General features: G+C 69.3%; 18 protein-coding genes. 11 read left to right on the forward strand and 7 right to left on the reverse strand.

Annotation, left to right across the window (positions count from 1 at the left end):
* Positions 1-85: 85 nt before the first annotated feature.
* On the forward strand, positions 86-1,996 hold the full coding sequence (locus QMK30_RS21345) for a cell division protein PerM (protein ID WP_283519880.1): 1,911 nt from the start codon (positions 86-88) through the stop codon (positions 1,994-1,996).
* A gap of 112 nt (positions 1,997-2,108) precedes the next feature.
* Here QMK30_RS21345 and QMK30_RS21350 read toward each other — a convergent pair whose 3' ends face one another.
* The gene (locus QMK30_RS21350; RefSeq protein WP_283519881.1) at positions 2,109-3,008 is read right to left on the reverse strand and encodes a hypothetical protein; all 900 of its coding nucleotides are present in this window, start codon (positions 3,006-3,008) and stop codon (positions 2,109-2,111) included.
* Between the two features lie 262 nt (positions 3,009-3,270).
* Here QMK30_RS21350 and purN point away from each other — a divergent pair, with 262 nt between their 5' ends.
* Both purN and purH read left to right on the forward strand, forming a co-directional pair.
* Entirely contained in the window at positions 3,271-3,915 is a 645-nt protein-coding gene (purN, locus tag QMK30_RS21355) for a phosphoribosylglycinamide formyltransferase (protein WP_283519882.1), read from the forward strand.
* Entirely contained in the window at positions 3,912-5,471 is a 1,560-nt protein-coding gene (gene purH, locus QMK30_RS21360; protein ID WP_283519883.1) for a bifunctional phosphoribosylaminoimidazolecarboxamide formyltransferase/IMP cyclohydrolase, read from the forward strand. The genes purN and purH overlap by 4 nt, the downstream gene beginning before the upstream one ends.
* Before the next feature lie 125 nt (positions 5,472-5,596).
* Here the strand turns inward: purH and QMK30_RS21365 are convergent, their stop codons facing one another.
* On the reverse strand, positions 5,597-6,331 hold the full coding sequence (locus tag QMK30_RS21365; protein WP_283519884.1) for an RDD family protein: 735 nt from the start codon (positions 6,329-6,331) through the stop codon (positions 5,597-5,599).
* A 241-nt stretch (positions 6,332-6,572) separates the two neighbouring features.
* Here QMK30_RS21365 and QMK30_RS21370 point away from each other — a divergent pair, with 241 nt between their 5' ends.
* The 6 genes from QMK30_RS21370 (at position 6,573) to QMK30_RS21395 (ending at position 13,406) form a co-directional block, all read left to right on the forward strand.
* Positions 6,573-7,442 (forward strand): bifunctional methylenetetrahydrofolate dehydrogenase/methenyltetrahydrofolate cyclohydrolase, encoded by an 870-nt coding sequence (locus tag QMK30_RS21370; protein WP_283519885.1) that lies wholly within the window; start codon positions 6,573-6,575, stop codon positions 7,440-7,442.
* A gap of 6 nt (positions 7,443-7,448) precedes the next feature.
* Positions 7,449-8,339, forward strand: a complete 891-nt coding sequence (locus QMK30_RS21375; RefSeq protein WP_283519886.1) for a DUF3017 domain-containing protein — start codon at positions 7,449-7,451, stop codon at positions 8,337-8,339.
* A 272-nt stretch (positions 8,340-8,611) separates the two neighbouring features.
* A complete protein-coding gene (locus tag QMK30_RS21380; RefSeq protein WP_283519887.1) occupies positions 8,612-9,829 on the forward strand; it encodes an NADP-dependent isocitrate dehydrogenase in 1,218 nt (405 codons plus the stop codon).
* A gap of 169 nt (positions 9,830-9,998) precedes the next feature.
* Positions 9,999-10,379, forward strand: a complete 381-nt coding sequence (locus tag QMK30_RS21385; protein ID WP_283519888.1) for a VOC family protein — start codon at positions 9,999-10,001, stop codon at positions 10,377-10,379.
* A 499-nt stretch (positions 10,380-10,878) separates the two neighbouring features.
* Positions 10,879-12,060 (forward strand): helix-turn-helix domain-containing protein, encoded by a 1,182-nt coding sequence (locus tag QMK30_RS21390; protein WP_283519889.1) that lies wholly within the window; start codon positions 10,879-10,881, stop codon positions 12,058-12,060.
* A 356-nt stretch (positions 12,061-12,416) separates the two neighbouring features.
* Entirely contained in the window at positions 12,417-13,406 is a 990-nt protein-coding gene (locus QMK30_RS21395) for a malate dehydrogenase (RefSeq protein WP_283519890.1), read from the forward strand.
* 96 nt (positions 13,407-13,502) lie between these two features.
* On the opposite strand, the gene QMK30_RS21400 is transcribed toward QMK30_RS21395, so the two are convergent.
* The 3 genes from QMK30_RS21400 to QMK30_RS21410 all read right to left on the reverse strand — a co-directional run bounded on the left by QMK30_RS21400 (position 13,503) and on the right by QMK30_RS21410 (position 15,733).
* Entirely contained in the window at positions 13,503-14,300 is a 798-nt protein-coding gene (locus QMK30_RS21400; RefSeq protein WP_283519891.1) for a helix-turn-helix domain-containing protein, read from the reverse strand.
* A gap of 324 nt (positions 14,301-14,624) precedes the next feature.
* On the reverse strand, positions 14,625-14,882 hold the full coding sequence (locus QMK30_RS21405; RefSeq protein WP_283519892.1) for a DUF397 domain-containing protein: 258 nt from the start codon (positions 14,880-14,882) through the stop codon (positions 14,625-14,627).
* Positions 14,879-15,733, reverse strand: coding sequence for a helix-turn-helix domain-containing protein (locus tag QMK30_RS21410; RefSeq protein WP_283519893.1), 855 nt, complete (start codon positions 15,731-15,733; stop codon positions 14,879-14,881). The genes QMK30_RS21405 and QMK30_RS21410 overlap by 4 nt, the downstream gene beginning before the upstream one ends.
* A gap of 107 nt (positions 15,734-15,840) precedes the next feature.
* Between QMK30_RS21410 and QMK30_RS21415 the strand changes: the two genes are divergently transcribed.
* Entirely contained in the window at positions 15,841-16,155 is a 315-nt protein-coding gene (locus QMK30_RS21415; RefSeq protein ID WP_283519894.1) for a DUF6415 family natural product biosynthesis protein, read from the forward strand.
* Between the two features lie 15 nt (positions 16,156-16,170).
* The gene (locus QMK30_RS38845) at positions 16,171-16,320 is read left to right on the forward strand and encodes a hypothetical protein (protein ID WP_502963189.1); all 150 of its coding nucleotides are present in this window, start codon (positions 16,171-16,173) and stop codon (positions 16,318-16,320) included.
* 91 nt (positions 16,321-16,411) lie between these two features.
* On the opposite strand, the gene QMK30_RS21425 is transcribed toward QMK30_RS38845, so the two are convergent.
* Both QMK30_RS21425 and QMK30_RS21430 read right to left on the reverse strand, forming a co-directional pair.
* Entirely contained in the window at positions 16,412-16,942 is a 531-nt protein-coding gene (locus QMK30_RS21425; protein ID WP_283519895.1) for a hypothetical protein, read from the reverse strand.
* A 482-nt stretch (positions 16,943-17,424) separates the two neighbouring features.
* The gene (locus QMK30_RS21430; protein ID WP_283519896.1) at positions 17,425-17,955 is read right to left on the reverse strand and encodes a hypothetical protein; all 531 of its coding nucleotides are present in this window, start codon (positions 17,953-17,955) and stop codon (positions 17,425-17,427) included.
* Between the last annotated feature and the right edge of the window lie 7 nt (positions 17,956-17,962).

Genomic DNA, 17,962 nt, shown 5'->3' on the forward strand with positions numbered 1-17,962 from the left:
TAAATGTATATTGAGCGACACGGCAGTTATTCGCCTGTTACGCGGAATAAGCGCGTGTCGTTGGCAGCATGGCCGGGTGACTCAAGTGACCGAACGCGAACGCGCCCCGTGGTTGTCGTCCGTGCACAGTCGTTCCTCGGCGCAGGCCGCCTGCGTGGCGCGGGGGGTGATCGCCGCGGGGCTCGGCCTGGGCTCGCTAGCCGTGCTGGTGATGGTGCTGTGGATCAGTTCCCCGTATCCGGACAGCGGTCCTGCCGGGGCGCTGCACGTCGCCGCCGGGCTGTGGCTGCTCGCCCACGGCACGGAACTCGTCCGGCACGACACCCTCTCCGGCGTCCCCGCCCCGGTCGGACTGGCCCCGCTGCTGCTGATCGCCCTGCCGGTGTGGCTCGCGCACCGGGCCGCGCGGGATGCCCTGGATCCCGATCAGGAGCGTCCGCGGCCGTCCACCCGCAGCGCCTTCTGGGGCGTCACGATCGGCTATCTGCTGATCGGCACCGCCGCGCTGCTCTACGCCTCGGGTGGGCCCCTGCCCGCCGCACCGCTCAGCGCCGCCTTCCATCTGCCCGTCGTCACGATGGCGGCGGCCGCAGCCGGGGTGTGGACGGCGAACGGACGACCGTACGGGCCGCTGCCCGGCTGGATTCCAGGGGGCGTGCGGGATGCCCTCGTGCGCCCCCGGCTGCTGGTCGCACTCCGGGCCGCCGCCGCCGGCGTCATGGTCCTGGTGGGCGGCGGCGCCCTGCTGGTCGCGATCTCGCTGGTGTGGCACGCGGGGTCGGCGCAGGGTGCGTTTCTTCAGCTCACGGGGGTGTGGTCGGGACGGTTCGCGGTGCTCATGCTCGCCGTCGCGTTGGTGCCGAACGCGGCGGTGTGGGGGGCCGCGTACGGACTCGGACCCGGATTCGCCATGGGCGCGGGCGCGACGGCCACGCCCATGGCCGTTGCGGGGAGCCCCGCGCTGCCGCACTTCCCGCTGCTCGCGGCGCTGCCCGCCGAGGGGCGGGGGATGCCCGGGAGTCTGGCCGCGTTCGCCGTGCCGGTCCTCGCGGCGGTGGTGATCGCGTGGTTCACCGTACGCAGGGCGGCGCCCGCCTTCGCGGTACGGGAGGAGGCCTGGAGCCGCCGCGAGACGGCGCTCACCGCGGCGCTGGCGGGCGCCGGGTGCGCGGTGGCGACGGCGATGCTCGCGGCGTTGGCTGGCGGGCCGCTGGGCACCGGGGACCTGTCGGCGTTCGGCCCCTCGTGGTGGCGTGCGGGCGTGGCGGCGCTGGTGTGGACGGTCGTGCTCGGTGTCCCGGGTGCGGTGCTCCTGCGCGCGTGGCGGCTGCGGGAACGGTCGCCTCGGTCGTGGCGCGGTCGCGCGGTGCCCGTTGCGGAAGCGGGCGCCGGTCAGGCTGTCGAGGTGGATGCCGCGAAGCGGAAGTGGTGGCGGCGTGCGTCACGCGGTGGCGGTGGCGAAGGTGCGGGAGGCGAGGCCGTCGCGGCTGTGCCGGTGAAGTCCGCGCGCTGGTGGCGGCGCGGTGGGGCGTCGGGCGGAGCCGAGGGCGGGGTGGAGGCGGTTGCCGCCGCCGAGCCGGCCGGAGCGGAATCGGTGCCCTGGTGGCGGCCCGGTGGGCTGAGCGGGGACGACGTAAGCGGTGGTGACAGCGTTGGCGGTACGTCGGACGACGGCGCGGCCGGTGGTGCCGGTGCCGGTGATGAGGGCGTGGCGGACTCGGGCCGGCGTTGGTGGCGTCGGTCGCGTCGGGACCGAGCCCGGGCTCAGAGCGAGGCTGGCTCTGCACAACAGGAGGACGAGGAGGTGTCGTACGACTTCCTGCCCGCGGATGATCCGGGTGCGGTGTGGCACGACAGTGGGGTGCGGGAAGCGCGGTGGGCGGCGGTCAAGGAGGCGTCGGGTGGACTGATGGCGGACATCCCGCCGGATCCTCAACACCCGGTGTCACCGTCACCGTCACCGTCACCGACGCCACCGGCGCCCGGGGAACGGTAGGCCGCTGCAGACGCCGCTGCCCGCAGCCCCCCCGCGCCGCTGCCCGTGGCCTCTCCTGCGCCCCGCGGCCTCCCCGCGCCCCCGCCCGCGGCCTCCCCGCTCCCTCGCTCCCCTACTCCTTAACCCCGAACACCGGCCGTAGCGACTTCGGCAGCAAGTCGTTGCACGTCACCTGTGCCGACTGGGTCAGCGAGTCCTGCACGCACGTGTAGTAGTCGCGGTAAACGATCTGCACCGTGAACGTCGCCGCGACGATCGCCAGCGCGAGCGTCGCCGTGACCAGGCCGCTCACCGCCGCCGTCGTGAGCGGCTTGCTGCCGGGCGTTGCGCCTCCGGCGCCGATCCCGCCGACCGCGGGCGGGCCGCTCGTGGCCACCGGGGGCGGAGGGGGCGTCGTCGGGTCGGCCATCGGGTTCGGACGGTCGGCCGGCTTCACGCCGCGCAGGGCGCTGATGCCCCAGTAGAGCGCGAGCGCCCCGAGCAGCAGCGCGATCTCGGGAAGGTCGAAGAGCGCGCAGAAGAAGGCCCACATGCCGGCGAGCAGCGCGTAACGGGCCCGTCGCTGCGCGGGGTCCGTCGGGTCCCAGCGCAGGCCCGTGCCCTTGTTCTCGGGGCCGCCCTGCCCCTCGGGGCCGCCCTGTCGTCCGCCGGGCCCGCCGAAACCGCCGCCCTGCTGTCCGGGCTGGCGGCTGCTCCACTTGCTGCCCCACGCGGAGCGCGGCCGGTCCTCCGGCGCCGACGACCCACCGGAGCCGGGGTCGGAAGAGCCGGAGTCGGAGCCGGAGGTGTCCCCGGCCTTCGGCCTGCGCGGCTTCCAGGGCTGGTCCGGCCTGTCCTCGGGCGGCGGTGCGAACGGGTTGTCGTCCCCCTGCGGCGGCTGGGGCGGGGTCGACGAGGACTGGCGGTCCCGCAGCAGCGACTGGGGGCCGCGCTCCCCGACATTGGTGAATGTCCCGAGGTGTGCCCCGGAGTGCGGCAGGCGGAGAGCCGCGCGGCGGCGTCGGTCCGTCATCTGGTGAACGTCTTCCCCTCAGACCCCTGTGTTGCGAAGGGTCTTGTGTCGTCTGTTCCCGTCCGGAGACGGATTGTTCGCGTCCGAAGACGGAACCTGTCCCCTGACGCTACCTCCCGGCCGCGCACCCGTCCCGTGGGGGCGGGCCGGTGTGCCGGTATCGTTGCTGACGGTCGGCGCCTTCGTAGAGTTCCCCTAACAGGGGACGCGATCTGTTCGTACGACCACACAAGCCGCACCATCTGCGAGAAAGAGACCCGCTGTGGCCTCCCCGCCCCCCTCCCGTACACCGGCCCGCCTTGTCGTTCTGGTCTCCGGTTCCGGTACGAACCTTCAGGCCCTGCTCGACGCCATCGACGAGAACCCCGCCGCGTACGGCGCCCGCGTCGTGGCCGTCGGAGCCGACCGGAACGGGACCGCAGGTCTTGAGCGCGCCGAGCGCGCCGGACTGCCGACCTTCGTCTGCCGCGTGCAGGACCACGACAGCCGCGAGGAGTGGGACGCGGCCCTGGCCGAGGCGACCGCCGCGTACGAACCGGACCTGGTGGTCTCGGCCGGCTTCATGAAGATCGTGGGCAAGGAATTCCTCGCCCGTTTCGGCGGCCGGTGCGTGAACACCCACCCCGCCCTGCTGCCCAGTTTTCCCGGAGCCCACGGCGTACGCGACGCGCTCGCGTACGGCGCGCGGGTCACCGGATGCACCGTCCACTTCGTCGACGACGGCGTCGACACCGGTCCGATCATCGCGCAGGGCGTGGTCGAGGTCCGGGAGCAGGACTACGAAGACCACGGTGTCGCTCTCCATGAGCGCATCAAGGAAGTCGAGCGACGGCTGCTCGTCGATGTCGTGGGGCGCTTGGCCCGTAACGGCTACCGCATTGAGGGACGAAAGGTAGTTATCCAGTGACCGCCGAAGGTACGAAGCGGCCCATCCGCCGCGCGCTGGTCAGCGTCTATGACAAGACGGGTCTGGAGGACCTGGCCCGCGGTCTGCACGAGGCGGGCGTCACGCTGGTCTCCACCGGCTCCACCGCGGGGAAGATCGCCGCTGCCGGGGTGCCCGTCACCAAGGTCGAGGAGCTCACCGGCTTCCCCGAGTGCCTGGACGGCCGGGTGAAGACACTGCACCCGCGCGTGCACGCCGGCATCCTCGCCGACCTGCGGCTCGACTCGCACCGTGAGCAGCTGGCCGAGCTGGGCGTCGAGCCCTTCGACCTCGTCGTCGTGAACCTCTACCCGTTCCAGCAGACGGTCGACTCCGGCGCCACCCCGGACGAGTGTGTCGAGCAGATCGACATCGGCGGCCCCTCGATGGTCCGCGCAGCCGCCAAGAACCACCCCTCGGTCGCGGTCGTCACCAGCCCCGAGCGGTACGCGGACGTGCTCACCGCCGCGCAGAGCGGCGGGTTCGACCTCACGGCACGCAAGCGCCTCGCGGCGGAGGCGTTCCGGCACACCGCCGAGTACGACGTGGCCGTCGCGGGCTGGTTCGCGGGCGACTACGCCGGTGACGGTGAGGACTTCCCGTCCTTCATCGGTGTCACGTACGCGCGCAAGAACGTCCTGCGCTACGGCGAGAACCCGCACCAGGGCGCCGCTCTCTACACCGGCGGCTGCGGGGGCCTCGCGGAGGCCGAGCAGCTGCACGGCAAGGAGATGTCTTACAACAACTACACGGACACCGACGCCGCGCGCCGGGCCGCGTACGACCACTCCGCCCCCTGCGTCGCGATCATCAAGCACGCCAACCCGTGCGGCATCGCGATCGGTGACGACGTCGCCGACGCGCACCGCAAGGCCCACGCCTGCGACCCGCTGTCCGCCTTCGGCGGCGTGATCGCCGTCAACCGGCCGGTGTCGGCGGCGATGGCCGAGCAGGTCGCGGAGATCTTCACCGAGGTCATCGTCGCCCCCGACTACGAGGACGGCGCCGTCGAGATCCTCTCCCGGAAGAAGAACATCCGGGTGCTGCGCTGCGCCGAAGGGCCCCAGCCCCCGGCCGAGTTCAAGCCGATCGACGGCGGTGGGCTCGCCCAGGTCAAGGACGTTCTCCAGGCCGACGGCGACGACCCGGCGAACTGGACGCTCGCCAGCGGCGAGGCACTGTCCGCCGACGAGCTCACCGAACTCGCCTTCGCCTGGCGCGCCTGCCGCGCCGTGAAGTCCAACGCGATCCTGCTCGCCAAGGGCGGCGCGTCCGTCGGCGTCGGCATGGGACAGGTCAACCGCGTCGACTCCGCGAAGCTCGCGGTGGAGCGCGCGGGCGAGGAGCGCGCGCGGGGGGCGTACGCGGCTTCGGACGCGTTCTTCCCGTTCCCCGACGGCCTGGAGATCCTGCTGAACGCGGGCATCAAGGCCGTGGTGCAGCCGGGCGGTTCGGTCCGTGACGAGCAGGTCGTGGAGGCCGCGGAGAAGGCGGGCGCGACGATGTACTTCACGGGCACGCGCCACTTCTTCCACTGAGCGCCTGAGCGCCGCATACGTACGGCCGAAGGCCGCAACCCGCCGGGGTTGCGGCCTTCGGCCGTACTACTGCGTACCGCTTAACGCCTACCGCTAACTGCTCATTGCCAACTGCGTACCGCTGCTTACTTCTTGATCACCAGGGTGCCGGCGGCACGGTCGTGCCAGCCCTGCAGCTTCCCGGAGTTGTCGAAGAACGGCGACAGGTAGACCAGGATCTGGCCGATGCCGCAGAGGAGCGCGCCGACCATCGGAAGGATCCAGCGGATGAAACCGCCGCCGATGCCCGGGACCTGACCCGTGTTCTCCTTGACGACCTTCAGGCCGAGGACCATCTTGCCCAGGGTCGCGCCGACGAAGGCGATCATCAGCCACTCGTAGAGCAGCGTGATGAGACCGAAGACCAGGATCATGCCGAACATCGTGGCGATGATGCCGGCGCTGGCCTCGTCGACACAGGACTGCGTGGTGCAGTCCTCGGCGCTCTTGGCCGCGCCCATCGCGCCCGCAAGCCCAATGGCACTGAAGATGCCGTAGATGACACCGATCACGAGGCCGTCGAGGCAACGCGCGCCGAAGCGGCGGCCCATGGTGGCGACCTGGACAGTGCCAAGCACCGGGATGGTTATGTAACCGCTGTTGGCCTGGAGCGTGCCGGGCGGCGGCGCCTGCGGGTAGCCGTAGCCGGGCTGACCCTGCTGCGGGGCACCCTGCGGGTAGCCGTAACCCTGCTGCGGGGGCACGCCCTGCGGCGCCTGCGGGTAGCCGTAACCGGGCTGACCCTGCGGGGGCTGACCCTGCGGGGGCTGACCGGGCTGGCCCTGCTTGCCGTACGGGTTGTTCGAGTCGCCGAAACTCATGGCGGGGTTCCTCCGTTGAAATGCTGGGGACGTCGCGGCCCGAGCGGAGGAACATCACAAATCAAGCGGTCAGCCCCCCGCCGCTCTCCGCGGCACTGCGCGGATCATCGTCGTAGTACGGTCGTCTTTTTGTCCAGTCGATTGTCGTATGCGTTGTGTAAGTGCAACCTGGCCTGGCACGACGGGCCTCGGACGCACGGCGGATTGGAACCATGGCGGGTCCATCCGCGAGGATGGGGGCATGACCGCCCAGATTCTCGATGGCAAGGCCACCGCAGCCGCGATCAAGTCCGATCTGACCGCTCGCGTGGCGACTCTGAAGTCCCAGGGCATCGTCCCCGGACTCGGGACCCTGCTGGTCGGCGACGACCCGGGCAGTAAGTGGTACGTCGCGGGCAAGCACCGCGACTGCGCCCAGGTCGGGCTCGCCTCCCTCCAGCGCGAGCTGCCCGACACCGCCTCCCAGGAGGAGATCGAGGCGGTCGTACGGGAGCTCAACGACAACCCCGAATGCACGGGTTACATCGTCCAACTCCCGCTCCCCAAGGGCATCGACACCAACCGAGTCCTGGAGCTGATGGACCCGGCCAAGGACGCCGACGGCCTGCACCCGATGAGCCTCGGCCGGCTTGTGCTGGGCGAGAAGGGCCCGCTGCCCTGCACTCCGTACGGCATCGTCCAGTTGCTGCGCCACCACGGCGTCGAGATCAACGGCGCGCATGTCGTGGTCGTCGGACGCGGCATCACCATCGGCCGCCCGATGCCGCTGGTCCTGACCCGCAAGTCCGAGAACGCGACCGTGACGCAGTGCCACACCGGTACGCGTGATCTGTCCTCGCACCTCAGGCAGGCCGACATCATCGTCGCAGCCGCCGGTGTGCCGCACCTCATCAAGCCCGAGGACGTGAAGCCGGGCGCGGCGGTGCTCGACGTCGGCGTCAGCCGCGACGAGAACGGCAAGATCGTCGGCGATGTCCACCCGGGCGTGGCGGAGGTGGCCGGCTGGGTCGCACCCAACCCGGGCGGTGTCGGTCCGATGACCCGTGCCCAGCTGCTGGTGAACGTGGTCGAGGCCGCCGAGCGCGCCGCCGCCGACGCTGCCGCGAGCTGAGCGGGAGTGAGCGAGAGGGAAGCGTTGCCCATGGGCGCGGGTACGAGCAGGGACGCGACGCCGGGCAAAGCCCCCGACGCGACTTCGGGTGCGGGTGGGGGTGCGGAGGTGACTCCGGACGTGGCTTCGGGCGCGGGTGCGGACGTAACTCCGGATGCGGCTCCCGGCGACCGGGCCACCGCGGCGGGTTCCCCGGCTGACGCCGACGGCCCCGCCGAGGCCTCCGAGGGCGAAATCACCGCCGGTTCCTCCCGGGACCCCGCAGGCACCTCCCCGGACTCTCCGGGCACGTCCCCGGACGCCGCGGCCACGTCCCTGGACGCCGCGGCCACCTCCTCGGGCTCCCCGGACCCTGCCGGTTCCTCCCCGGACCCCGCCGGTTCCTCCCCGGACCCCGCCGGAGAGGCCGCCCCGGAGTCCACGAGGGACGTCGAGGCGGACCTCGCCGAGCCGGAGAGCAAGGGCGTGGTCAGCGTCCCGAGCCCGGAGGGGCCCGTCCGTTCCACGCGGCGCTTCCCTCTCCTCACTCGGGACACCGCGCGTCCCGAGGGCGGCGGCCGGGCGGCTCCCGGTGGCGCTGCCGCCCCGGTCCGGCAGTGGCCGTTCCTCGCGGTCATGGGCGCGACGGCGTTCGGGCTGCTGCTGGTCGCAGTCGACCCCTTCGAGATCGGCTTCCGGCTCGGCACCCTGCTGATCGGCCTGTCCCTGATCGGCGGCGCCGTGATGCGTCGGCTGATCCACTCGGTGGGGATGCTGGCGGTGCGTTCGCGCTTCACCGACATGGTCACGTACGGGCTGTTGGGCGTGGTCATCTCCCTGCTCGCGCTGATGGCACAGCCCAAGCCCTGGCTGGAGATCCCTTTCCTGGAGGCAGTGGTCCGCTTCACGGTTCGCTGAGGTCCTTCAGAGTGCGCTGAGGTCCTTCACGCCGGGCTGAAGTCGCTGCGCGGTGCGCTGAGGCGCGCTGCCATGTGCGCTCATGTCCGCTGCCACGATGCGCTGAACTCCCCCTGAGCGCTGCGCCGCTCTCGCATGCGACAAAAGGCTGCCATTTCATCTCGATGTCAAGTATCTTGATGACGAGATAAAACGACGAGCCGCGGCATGCGTACGAGCGCGAGAAGGAGCATGCACGTACGCGTGCGCACGTGAGAGGGACGTGTCACTTCATGGTCAAGATCAAGGCAGCCAACCCCGTTGTCGAGCTCGACGGCGACGAGATGACCCGCGTCATCTGGTCCTTCATCAAGGACAAGCTGATCCTTCCGTACCTCGATGTCGAGCTGAAGTACTACGACTTGGGCCTGGAGCACCGCGACGCCACCAACGACCAGGTCACGATCGACGCGGCCCACGCCATCAAGGAGTACGGCGTCGGGGTGAAGTGCGCGACGATCACGCCGGACGAGGCGCGGGTCGAGGAGTTCGGCCTCAAGGCGATGTACCGCTCGCCGAACGCCACCATCCGTAACATCCTCGGCGGTGTCATCTTCCGTGAGCCGATCATCATGGCGAACGTCCCGCGTCTGGTGCCCGGCTGGACCAAGCCGATCATCGTCGGCCGGCACGCCTTCGGCGACCAGTACCGCGCGACCGACCTCAAGGTGCCCGGCGAGGGCACTCTCACCATGACGTTCACACCGAAGGACGGCTCCGAGCCGGTCGAGCTGGAGGTGTACGAGTTCCCGGGCGCCGGGGTAGCCCTGTCGATGTACAACCTGGACTCGTCGATCCGCGACTTCGCGCGCGCCTCGTTCGCGTACGGCCTGAACCGGGACTTCCCGGTCTACCTGTCCACGAAGAACACGGTCCTCAAGACGTACGACGGTCGCTTCAAGGACATCTTCCAGGAGGTCTTCGAGGCCGAGTTCAAGGCGGACTTCGACCGGGCCGGTCTCACCTACGAGCACCGGCTCATCGACGACATGGTCGCCTCGGCCCTGAAGTGGGAGGGCGGTTACGTCTGGGCGTGCAAGAACTATGACGGCGACGTCCAGTCCGACATCGTCGCGCAGGGCTTCGGCTCGCTCGGCCTGATGACCTCGGTCCTCATGTCCCCCGACGGCCGTACGGTCGAGGCGGAGGCGGCCCACGGGTCGGTCACCCGGCATTTCCGGCGGCACCAGCGCGGCGAGGCGACATCGACGAACCCGATCGCGTCGATCTTCGCCTGGACCCGCGGTCTCGCCCACCGGGGCAGGCTGGATGGCACCCCCGACGTCACCGCGTTCGCGCAGACCCTGGAGCAGGTCTGCGTCGAGGCCGTCGAGAGCGGCCTGATGACAAAGGATCTTGCGCTGCTCGTGTCCGAGGACGCGCCGTGGCTGACCACGGAGCAGTTCCTGGACGCGCTCGAAGAGAACCTCAGGAAGAAGATGTCCGCCTGAGGGAGGGCGTGATGGGTGCCGGGGGACAGGCAGGCCGGGTGGGCCGAAGTGGCCGTACGGCCAGAAACATTGACCACCCGGCCGGCGCGGAACAAAAGGACCTGCCGACGCGCGGCCTGCCGCATACGGTTTCCAGGACCGCGTCACCCAACCCCGAAGGAGGGCCGCGATGGCCGCTGAACTGAACCACACCGTTGTTTTCGCCGAGGACAAGCAGGCCTCGGCCGAATTCATCGCCGACATCCTGGGACTGGAAGTGGGCGCCCCGTTCGGGCCGTTCATCCCGGTCGACGTCACCAACGGTGTGACGCTCGACTACTACACCAACGTCGAGGCCACACTCGCGTCGCAGCACTACGCGTTCCTGGTCCCCGATGAGGAATTCGACACCATGATCGGCCGGATCGAAGCGGCCGGAGTCACCTATTACGCCGACCCCGACCACACCGAACCCGGCCAGATCAACCGGCTCTTCGGTGGTCGTGGCGCGTACTTCGACGACCCGAACGGCCACAACATGGAGATCATCACCCGTCCCTACTCCCGGTAGTGACCGGCCGCATGTGCGCGGGCAACCGCTCACGCGACGGCTCGCACCACGCCACCTGCGACGGCTCGCGCCACAGCGCATACGACGGCGCATACGACGGCGCTCGTCCTCTCCCCCGTGGGAGGACGAGCGCCGTCCCTACTTTGCGGCCCCGCGGTTCCTGCCCCCGCGCTGCCTGCGCTTAAGAGTCATGGACGCGCCAAAACCGATCAAGAGTTGCCTGGTCCCCGTGTCATGGAAGTGACCATTCCGCCACGGTGCGATCACTGCGCAACAGAACGCGCCGCACAGGTGGGACACTGGCCGAGGATCTGGGACGGGGCGCGCAAGGTGCGCGTCGGTGTCCCGAAACGCTCCCGTGCGCCGCCACCCCCGGAACTGACATCCTGGGTTTGCGCATCCCTGTGGGTAGTCCGGATCACGGATCACGAAGGGCACGGCGGTGGCACGTGGACGCGGGGTACATCAGGTACGTACGGGGGGAAAAGGGGGAGGCGTAATGCCTCGTTGGAAGGCGCTGCCCGAGGAGCTGGATCCTCAGGTCACGGAGTTCACGAACCAGCTGCGCAGGCTCGTCGACCGAAGCGGGCTCAGCATCGCGGCGGTGGCGGACCGGACCGGGTACAGCAAGACGTCCTGGGAGCGCTATCTGAACGGCCGACTGCTCGCGCCCAAGGGTGCGGTGGTCGCGCTGGCCGAGGTGACCGGCACGAACGCGGGTCACCTCACCACCATGTGGGAGCTCGCGGAGCGCGCCTGGAGCCGCTCCGAGATGCGCCACGACATGACCATGGAAGCGATCAGGATCTCGCAGGCGCGGGCCGCGCTGGGCGAGTTCGGTCAGACGCAGACGCCGGTGAAGAACAGCAAGCCGGGCAAGCGTGCCGCCTCGGGTCCGGGCCAGGGCGCCCGCTCCGGTCACGCGTCCGGGCCCGGTCGCAGCCCCGCACCAGGCCCCTCCGCCCCGGCGGCGGGACCCGGTCATGCCGGGGGCGTGGGACCCGCCGCCGGTACGGGCAGGGGCGCGGGCGCCGGTACGGGCGCAGGCCCAGGCATGGGCGCGGCCCCAGTCGGCCCGCCGTCCGCCGCGCCTCCGCAGGGCTTCGGTGCTGCGCAGCCGCCGCAGCCGCCGCACGGCGACAGCGGCTCGCCCGACCAGCAGCGCCGCCGCCGGAAGGTGACGATGTTCCTCGCCGGTGTCGTGGGCTCGCTCCTGCTGATCGCGGCCGTCGTGCTGCTGACCGACCTCGGCGGCAAGGACAAGCAGCCGACCGCGGACGACAAGCCGTCCGCGACCCCGACGACTTCGGCGCCCAAGTTGCCGGCCGGTGTGGAATGCGCCGGCGACGACTGCACGGGCAAGGACCCGGAGAACATGGGCTGCGGCGGCGACTTCGCGAGGACCACGGCCACCGCGACCATCGGCACCGCCGTCGTCGAGGTCCGGTACAGCAAGACGTGCGGGGCGGCGTGGGCCCGTATCACCCAGGCCACGGCCGGCGACACCATAGAGATCACCTCCGGCGCCAAGGCCGGAACAAGTCCGGGCGCGGGCCAGGACGGCACGGTGGACGCGGACAAGGACGCGTACACCCCTATGCTCGCCGTGGCCGAGGCCACCGACGCGAAGGCGTGCGCGACGCTCACGACCGGGGTCAAGGGCTGCACCACGCCGGAGTAGACCGGGGCGGAGCGGGAGATGAAAAAAGTTGCGAATGAGGGGGCATGCCCGCGCGGAACGGGGGCACGCGAGAGACATCCCCCCCCCACGGGTGCACAGCACCCGGGTGGCGGCCGTCGGCGCATCCCCCCTCCCGCGCCGGCGGCCGCTGCCTGTGTGCGGGGGCAGGCGGAGACCCGCGATGACACGCGGTGCGGGACGCGGATGTGCGCGCCACCACACGGGGCCGGGGAACCGGCGCTCCCAAGGTCCGATAGCCTGACCGCTGGATTTCTCTTCACATCAAGATTCACCGGAGAGATATCCGGAAACTAGGGGCAGGGCCCCCCACCGCCAGCTGTCTTACGGAGATCGCCATGACCCGCACTCCCGTGAATGTCACCGTCACCGGCGCGGCCGGACAGATCGGCTACGCGCTGCTCTTCCGTATCGCCTCCGGTCACCTGCTCGGCGCGGATGTGCCGGTCAAGCTGCGTCTCCTGGAGATCCCGCAGGGCCTGAAGGCCGCCGAGGGCACCGCCATGGAGCTCGACGACTGCGCCTTCCCGCTGCTCCAGGGCATCGAGATCACCGACGACCCGAACGTCGGCTTCGACGGCGCGAACGTCGCCCTCCTCGTCGGCGCCCGCCCCCGCACCAAGGGGATGGAGCGCGGCGACCTGCTGTCCGCCAACGGCGGCATCTTCAAGCCGCAGGGCAAGGCCATCAACGACAACGCCGCGGACGACATCAAGGTCCTCGTCGTCGGTAACCCGGCCAACACCAACGCGCTCATCGCGCAGGCCGCGGCCCCGGACGTACCGGCCGAGCGCTTCACCGCGATGACCCGCCTCGACCACAACCGTGCGCTCTCGCAGCTCTCGAAGAAGACCGGCGTACCGGTCTCCGAGATCAAGAAGCTCACGATCTGGGGCAACCACTCCGCGACCCAGTACCCCGACATCTTCCACGCCGAGGTCGCCGGCAAGAACGCCGCCGAGGTCGTCAACGACGAGCAGTGGCTCGCCGACACCTTCATCCCGACCGTCGCCAAGCGCGGCGCGGCGATCATCGAGGCCCGTGGCGCGTCCTCGGCCGCCTCGGCCGCCAACGCCGCCATCGACCACGTCCACACGTGGGTCAACGGCACGGCCGCCGGCAACTGGACCTCGATGGGCATCCCGTCGGACGGCTCCTACGGCGTCCCCGAGGGCCTCATCTCGTCGTTCCCGGTCACCACGGCGAACGGCACATACGAGATCGTCCAGGGCCTGGACATCAGCGACTTCTCCCGCACCCGCATCGACGCGTCGGTGCAGGAGCTCAAGGAAGAGCGCGACGCGGTCCGCGAGCTCGGCCTCATCTGAGTCCGTCTCGTACGTCCGTCTTTGTGCGTCCGCCTCTGTACGTACGCATCCCCGCCCCCGGCAGCCGATCGACCGGCCGCCGGGGGCGGCGGTGCGTCAGGCGGCGGCGTACGGCTCCTGCGGGCGGCAGTCGGCGCACTGCCCCGGCTCGTGCGATCTGAAGACGCGCTCGCACCCGTCGCAGTCCTGGAGCGGCACGACGGCCACCCGGTCGGGCCCGATCGTCGGCGGCGCGGAAGGCGGCTCGGGCGGCTGCCAGTTCGCAAGCCGGTACGCGAGCAGCCCGGCCGGACGCGCGAGCGGCTCCCGGGGAAGCCCGCCGATGAGCGCGTGCGTCACCTGGGCATCCGGGATTCCGAGGTCCAGCCAGGTGGTGACGGCCGGGGCGAGCGCGTGGGCATCGCGTACCGACAGGGTCAGCCGGGGGTCGCGGAACCGCAATGCGGCCAGCAGGGCGACAGCGGGCCGCTGCCGTTCCTCCTCCTCGGGCGAGAGCGCGGTCGCGGGCGCGCGCGGTCGCTTCACCAGACTGACCCGGCGTACGGCGACGGGCTTCACACCCGGCCGCTCGTAGTACGTCGTCCTGGTCACGATCCGCTGACCTGCGGTGCGGTGCTTCGCGCGCTGGAGATACCCGGCGGCCTCAAGTTCCTTGAGAGCGGCGGCGATCCGGTACTCGCTCTCCGGAAACCGCGCCGCCAGCGCCTTGATGCCGACCGACGCGCCGTCCGGCAGCGACTGGATGTGCACGGCGAGACCGATCGCGATGGCGGACAGCGAACGGTGCTGGGCGAGGTGGTTGCCGACGACGGTGAAGTGCGTCTCGTGCCGGTGCCTGACATGCGTTACGCCGCCGCTGGAAGCGGGCGCGGGGCTAGACTTGCCTGAAGTCATGGGGAAGTGGATTCCTTCCTGATGATCAGGCCCTCGGACCGGGATTGCCGTCCCGCCGGGGGCCGATTCTGTGTGGTGTTGTGGGCGCCGCGTAGGCGACGCGTGGGGTTGCTCTGGCGCGAACGTACCGCGCCGATCCCGGAATATGCCACCCCGTCACCCGATCGGGTGACATGCCAATCGCCTCAGCGGATGGGGGAGTTGGAGGGGGAGGTTGGAAAGTTTCTTTCCCCGAGTCCTTAGGGGCGCGAGCACACCCGCGAAGCGGCCCGCCGAGTCGCGGCGAACCACGATCCGGCGGGCCGAGGGGACGACTTCCCGGCGTTACGCCCCGCTGACCTGCGAGGACGCGTACGCGACGAAGGCCGCCCAGGGCGCGGGGGCGACGTCGAGTATGGGGCCGGTGGCGGGAGTGTTCTTGGAGTCGCGGATGTGGATGGTGGTGGGGTGCGCGGAGACTTCGATGCACTCGCCGCCCCCGCCGTCGCTGTAGCTGGACTTGCGCCAGTTGTAAGCGACTTCGATGCAGTCCTGGCCGCCATCGCCGCTGTAAGTGGACTTAAACCACGTCAGATTACTCATCGATCTCCCTTAGTCAACTGCTCGATGTAAGCGACCGAATCCTCGGGGGAAAGGGCCTGACTTTGGAGGATTCCATACCGTCTGGCGTGCTGGTTCACTGTCCGGCGCTCGGTGATCATTCGACCGGTGCTCTGCACTTCGAGGTAGACGCATAGGCCCGCCTCGGGCGTCTCGACCAGGGTGAATGGACCGCTGAGCCCCGCATGACCTCTCCGGTTGGTGGGCATCACCTGGATTTCAACGTTGCGAAAAAGGCTGAGCTCCAGCAAGTGTTGCCGAAGCTCGCGCATCACCTCCGTTCCACCAATGGGGCGGAGCAGGGTCACCTCTTCAAGAATGAAGCTGAGGTGCGGTGCCGGTGTGCGGGACAGGAGCTGTTGGCGGGCCAAGCGGGCCGCCAGGCGGCGCGAGATTTCCTCGTCGTCGAGGGCAGGCCGGAACTCGACGTACACAGCACGGGCGTACGCCTCGGTCTGAAGTAGCCCGTTGACCAACTGGTTGCCGTAGACGGACAGGGCAACCGCCTCCGCTTCCGCCGCCGCGAACGGCTGGAACCACGAAGGATGCGGTTCCTTGAGCTGCTCGTTCACGACCGACGTGAACACCTTCGGCACCTTGAAGACCCGCTCCAGCTGCTCCGCCAGGTCCATCCTCAGCGGCCGCCGCCCCTGCTCCACACTCCCGATCTGGGACTCCGAGAACCCGGCCCGGTCACCGAGCTCCCGCTGCGTCAGCTCCGCGCCCTCGCGCAACGCCCGCATCTGGGTGCTGAGGATGCGCAGGCTCACGGGGACGTTCTCGTCGTACTGATTCGGATTCTGGTTCTGATGGTTGTTGCGATCGTCGGTCACACCGACACCCCTCGCCACCTCGTACGGAATCGGCGACGGCCCGTACAGCAGACCCGTACGCCGCGTCAGGCTCGCAAAGCTAGCCCTGAACAGGGCACATTCGAGACATGAACGAGGAAACCCCACACGAACGAAGTGACGTGCACAGCACGCGAGTTGCGACGGCCGAGGAGACCGTCCTGCTGCTGCGTACACACATCGGACTGCTCGCCCCGGAGGTCGAAGCGCTGGCACTGAGCCTGCCGCAGGGCGAGCAGGGCCGCTGTCTGGCCCTCGCTTCGGTCGCCGAGGCCCGCCGCAAGCTGCGCGCGGGTGCGACGGCGGGGACAGGGGCGGCGTATCGCGCGGAGCAACTGGGGCGGGTGTGCCGCGCGTTGATCCATCACTGGGAGGAACTGGCGGCGGCCGAGCGACGGCGCTGAGGCGTCAGTTGGGAAGTGGGCCAGCAGATCAGGCTGCAGGCCAACAAAGGTGAGTACGTCGTGGAGTTCGGGACGCCGTTCCCGGCGTACGGCGAGTCGCGGGAATTGGTGGAGCAAGGCGAAGGCCCGCCCGGCGATGTAACGGCGCTTTCCCAGGCCCCTTGAGGTTCGGGTGCTAGGTGGCGTACCCATCCCTCAAGCCTCGCGAGGAGTTTGGACGGCTACGAGCTCCAACGGTCGTCCGGCGTACGGCCTCTCAGAAGCGTTCGACCTCTTTGCCGTGCGGGACTTTGTAGCAACCGGACAGCAGGAACAGGCTCAGCTTCGGCGGGTCGTTCTTCGCCATGTTGGTGACCTTGGCGCTGACCTTCTTCTTGTCGTTGTCGGCGGTCAAGGTGACGTTTTTGTTCTTGCTGGTATTCGGTCCGTATTCAACGATCTTCCACCCGTGCTTGGGCAGTTCTGCCCTGAGTCGCTCCATCGCTTTGTCGAGGTCGCTTGCCGAAGCGGGGGTGAAGGCCCACGGGTGGAAGATGCGGAAGTATGTGTTTGTGTCCTTGCCTGAGCAGTCCATCACTCCCGGAGAGTTCTCTGACGTCTTTCCCTTCACGCCCACCAGGTCGTAGATTCCGCTGGAGACCTTTTCCATGGTGTCGGCGGCGTCAAGTGAGGTGCTCGTGCCTGCGAACGGGATGCCATCGCTCTTGTCGTCAGTCATGCCACATCCTGTCAGGACGGTGAGTGCAAGCGGTACGGCGAGCGCGAAGGCACGCATTCTGGTGTTCACGTCTGAGCTCTCCTACTTGGACCGCAATACTTCTTCACTCGTCAATGGGTTGGACGGCGGCTTCAATTACGCTTCATCGCCCCTCCCCGGTACCACCGGGGCCTGATCCTTCAGGCTTTCTGTCTCCTCATCCCATTAAGTGCTGGGGCCTTCGACAGGAAGTCGGGGCGGCCGTGCGGGCGCCCCGATCCGGCCGGCGACGCGACTGAAGCGGTGGCAGCAGGCTGGCGTCTTCGACCGGCTGCACCGCGTCCTGCGCACTGAACTGAATGCAGCCGGCCAACTCGGCTGGTCCCGTGCGTGCGTGGATGGCTCCTCTGTCCGCGCGAAAACGGGTAGCAGATACCGCCTGATCTGCGACGGACACGGCGCTCCGCGCCAGCCGGTATCGCGGGGAGTTGGACGGCCAAATCCAGTGGTCCATCACTTGTACCGGCAAGGATCGCGTCACGAGCTCCAACGGTCGCCCGGCGTAAGGCCTCTCAGAAGCGTTCGACCTCTTTGCCGTCCGGGACCTTGTAGCAACCGGACACCAGGTCCAGGCTCAGCATCGGCGGGTCGCTCTTCGCCATGTTGGTGACCTCGACGCTGACCTTCTTCTTGTCGTTGTCGGCGGTCAAGGTGATGCTTTTGTTCCTGCTGGTATTCGGTCCGTATTCAACGATCTTCCACCCGTGCTTGGGCAGTTCTCTCTTGAGTCGCTCCATCGCTTTGTCGAGGTCTTTCGCCGAAGCAGGGGTGAAGGCCCACGGATGGAATATGCGGAAGTATGTCTCTGTGTCCTTTCCTGAACAGCCCATTACTCCCGGAGAGTTCTCTGACGCCTTTCCCTTCACGCCCAACAGATCATAGATCTCGCTGGAGACCTTTTCCATCGCGTCGGCGGCGTCGAGCGAGGCGCTCGTACCGGCGAACGGGACGCCATCGCTCTTTTCTTCAGTCATGCCACATCCTGTCAGGACAATGAGTGCAAGGGGTACGGCGAGCGCAGAGGCACGCGTTCTGGTCTTCACGTCTGAG

The sequence above is a fragment of the Streptomyces sp. H27-C3 genome (assembly GCF_030063415.1).
Classification (GTDB): domain Bacteria; phylum Actinomycetota; class Actinomycetes; order Streptomycetales; family Streptomycetaceae; genus Streptomyces.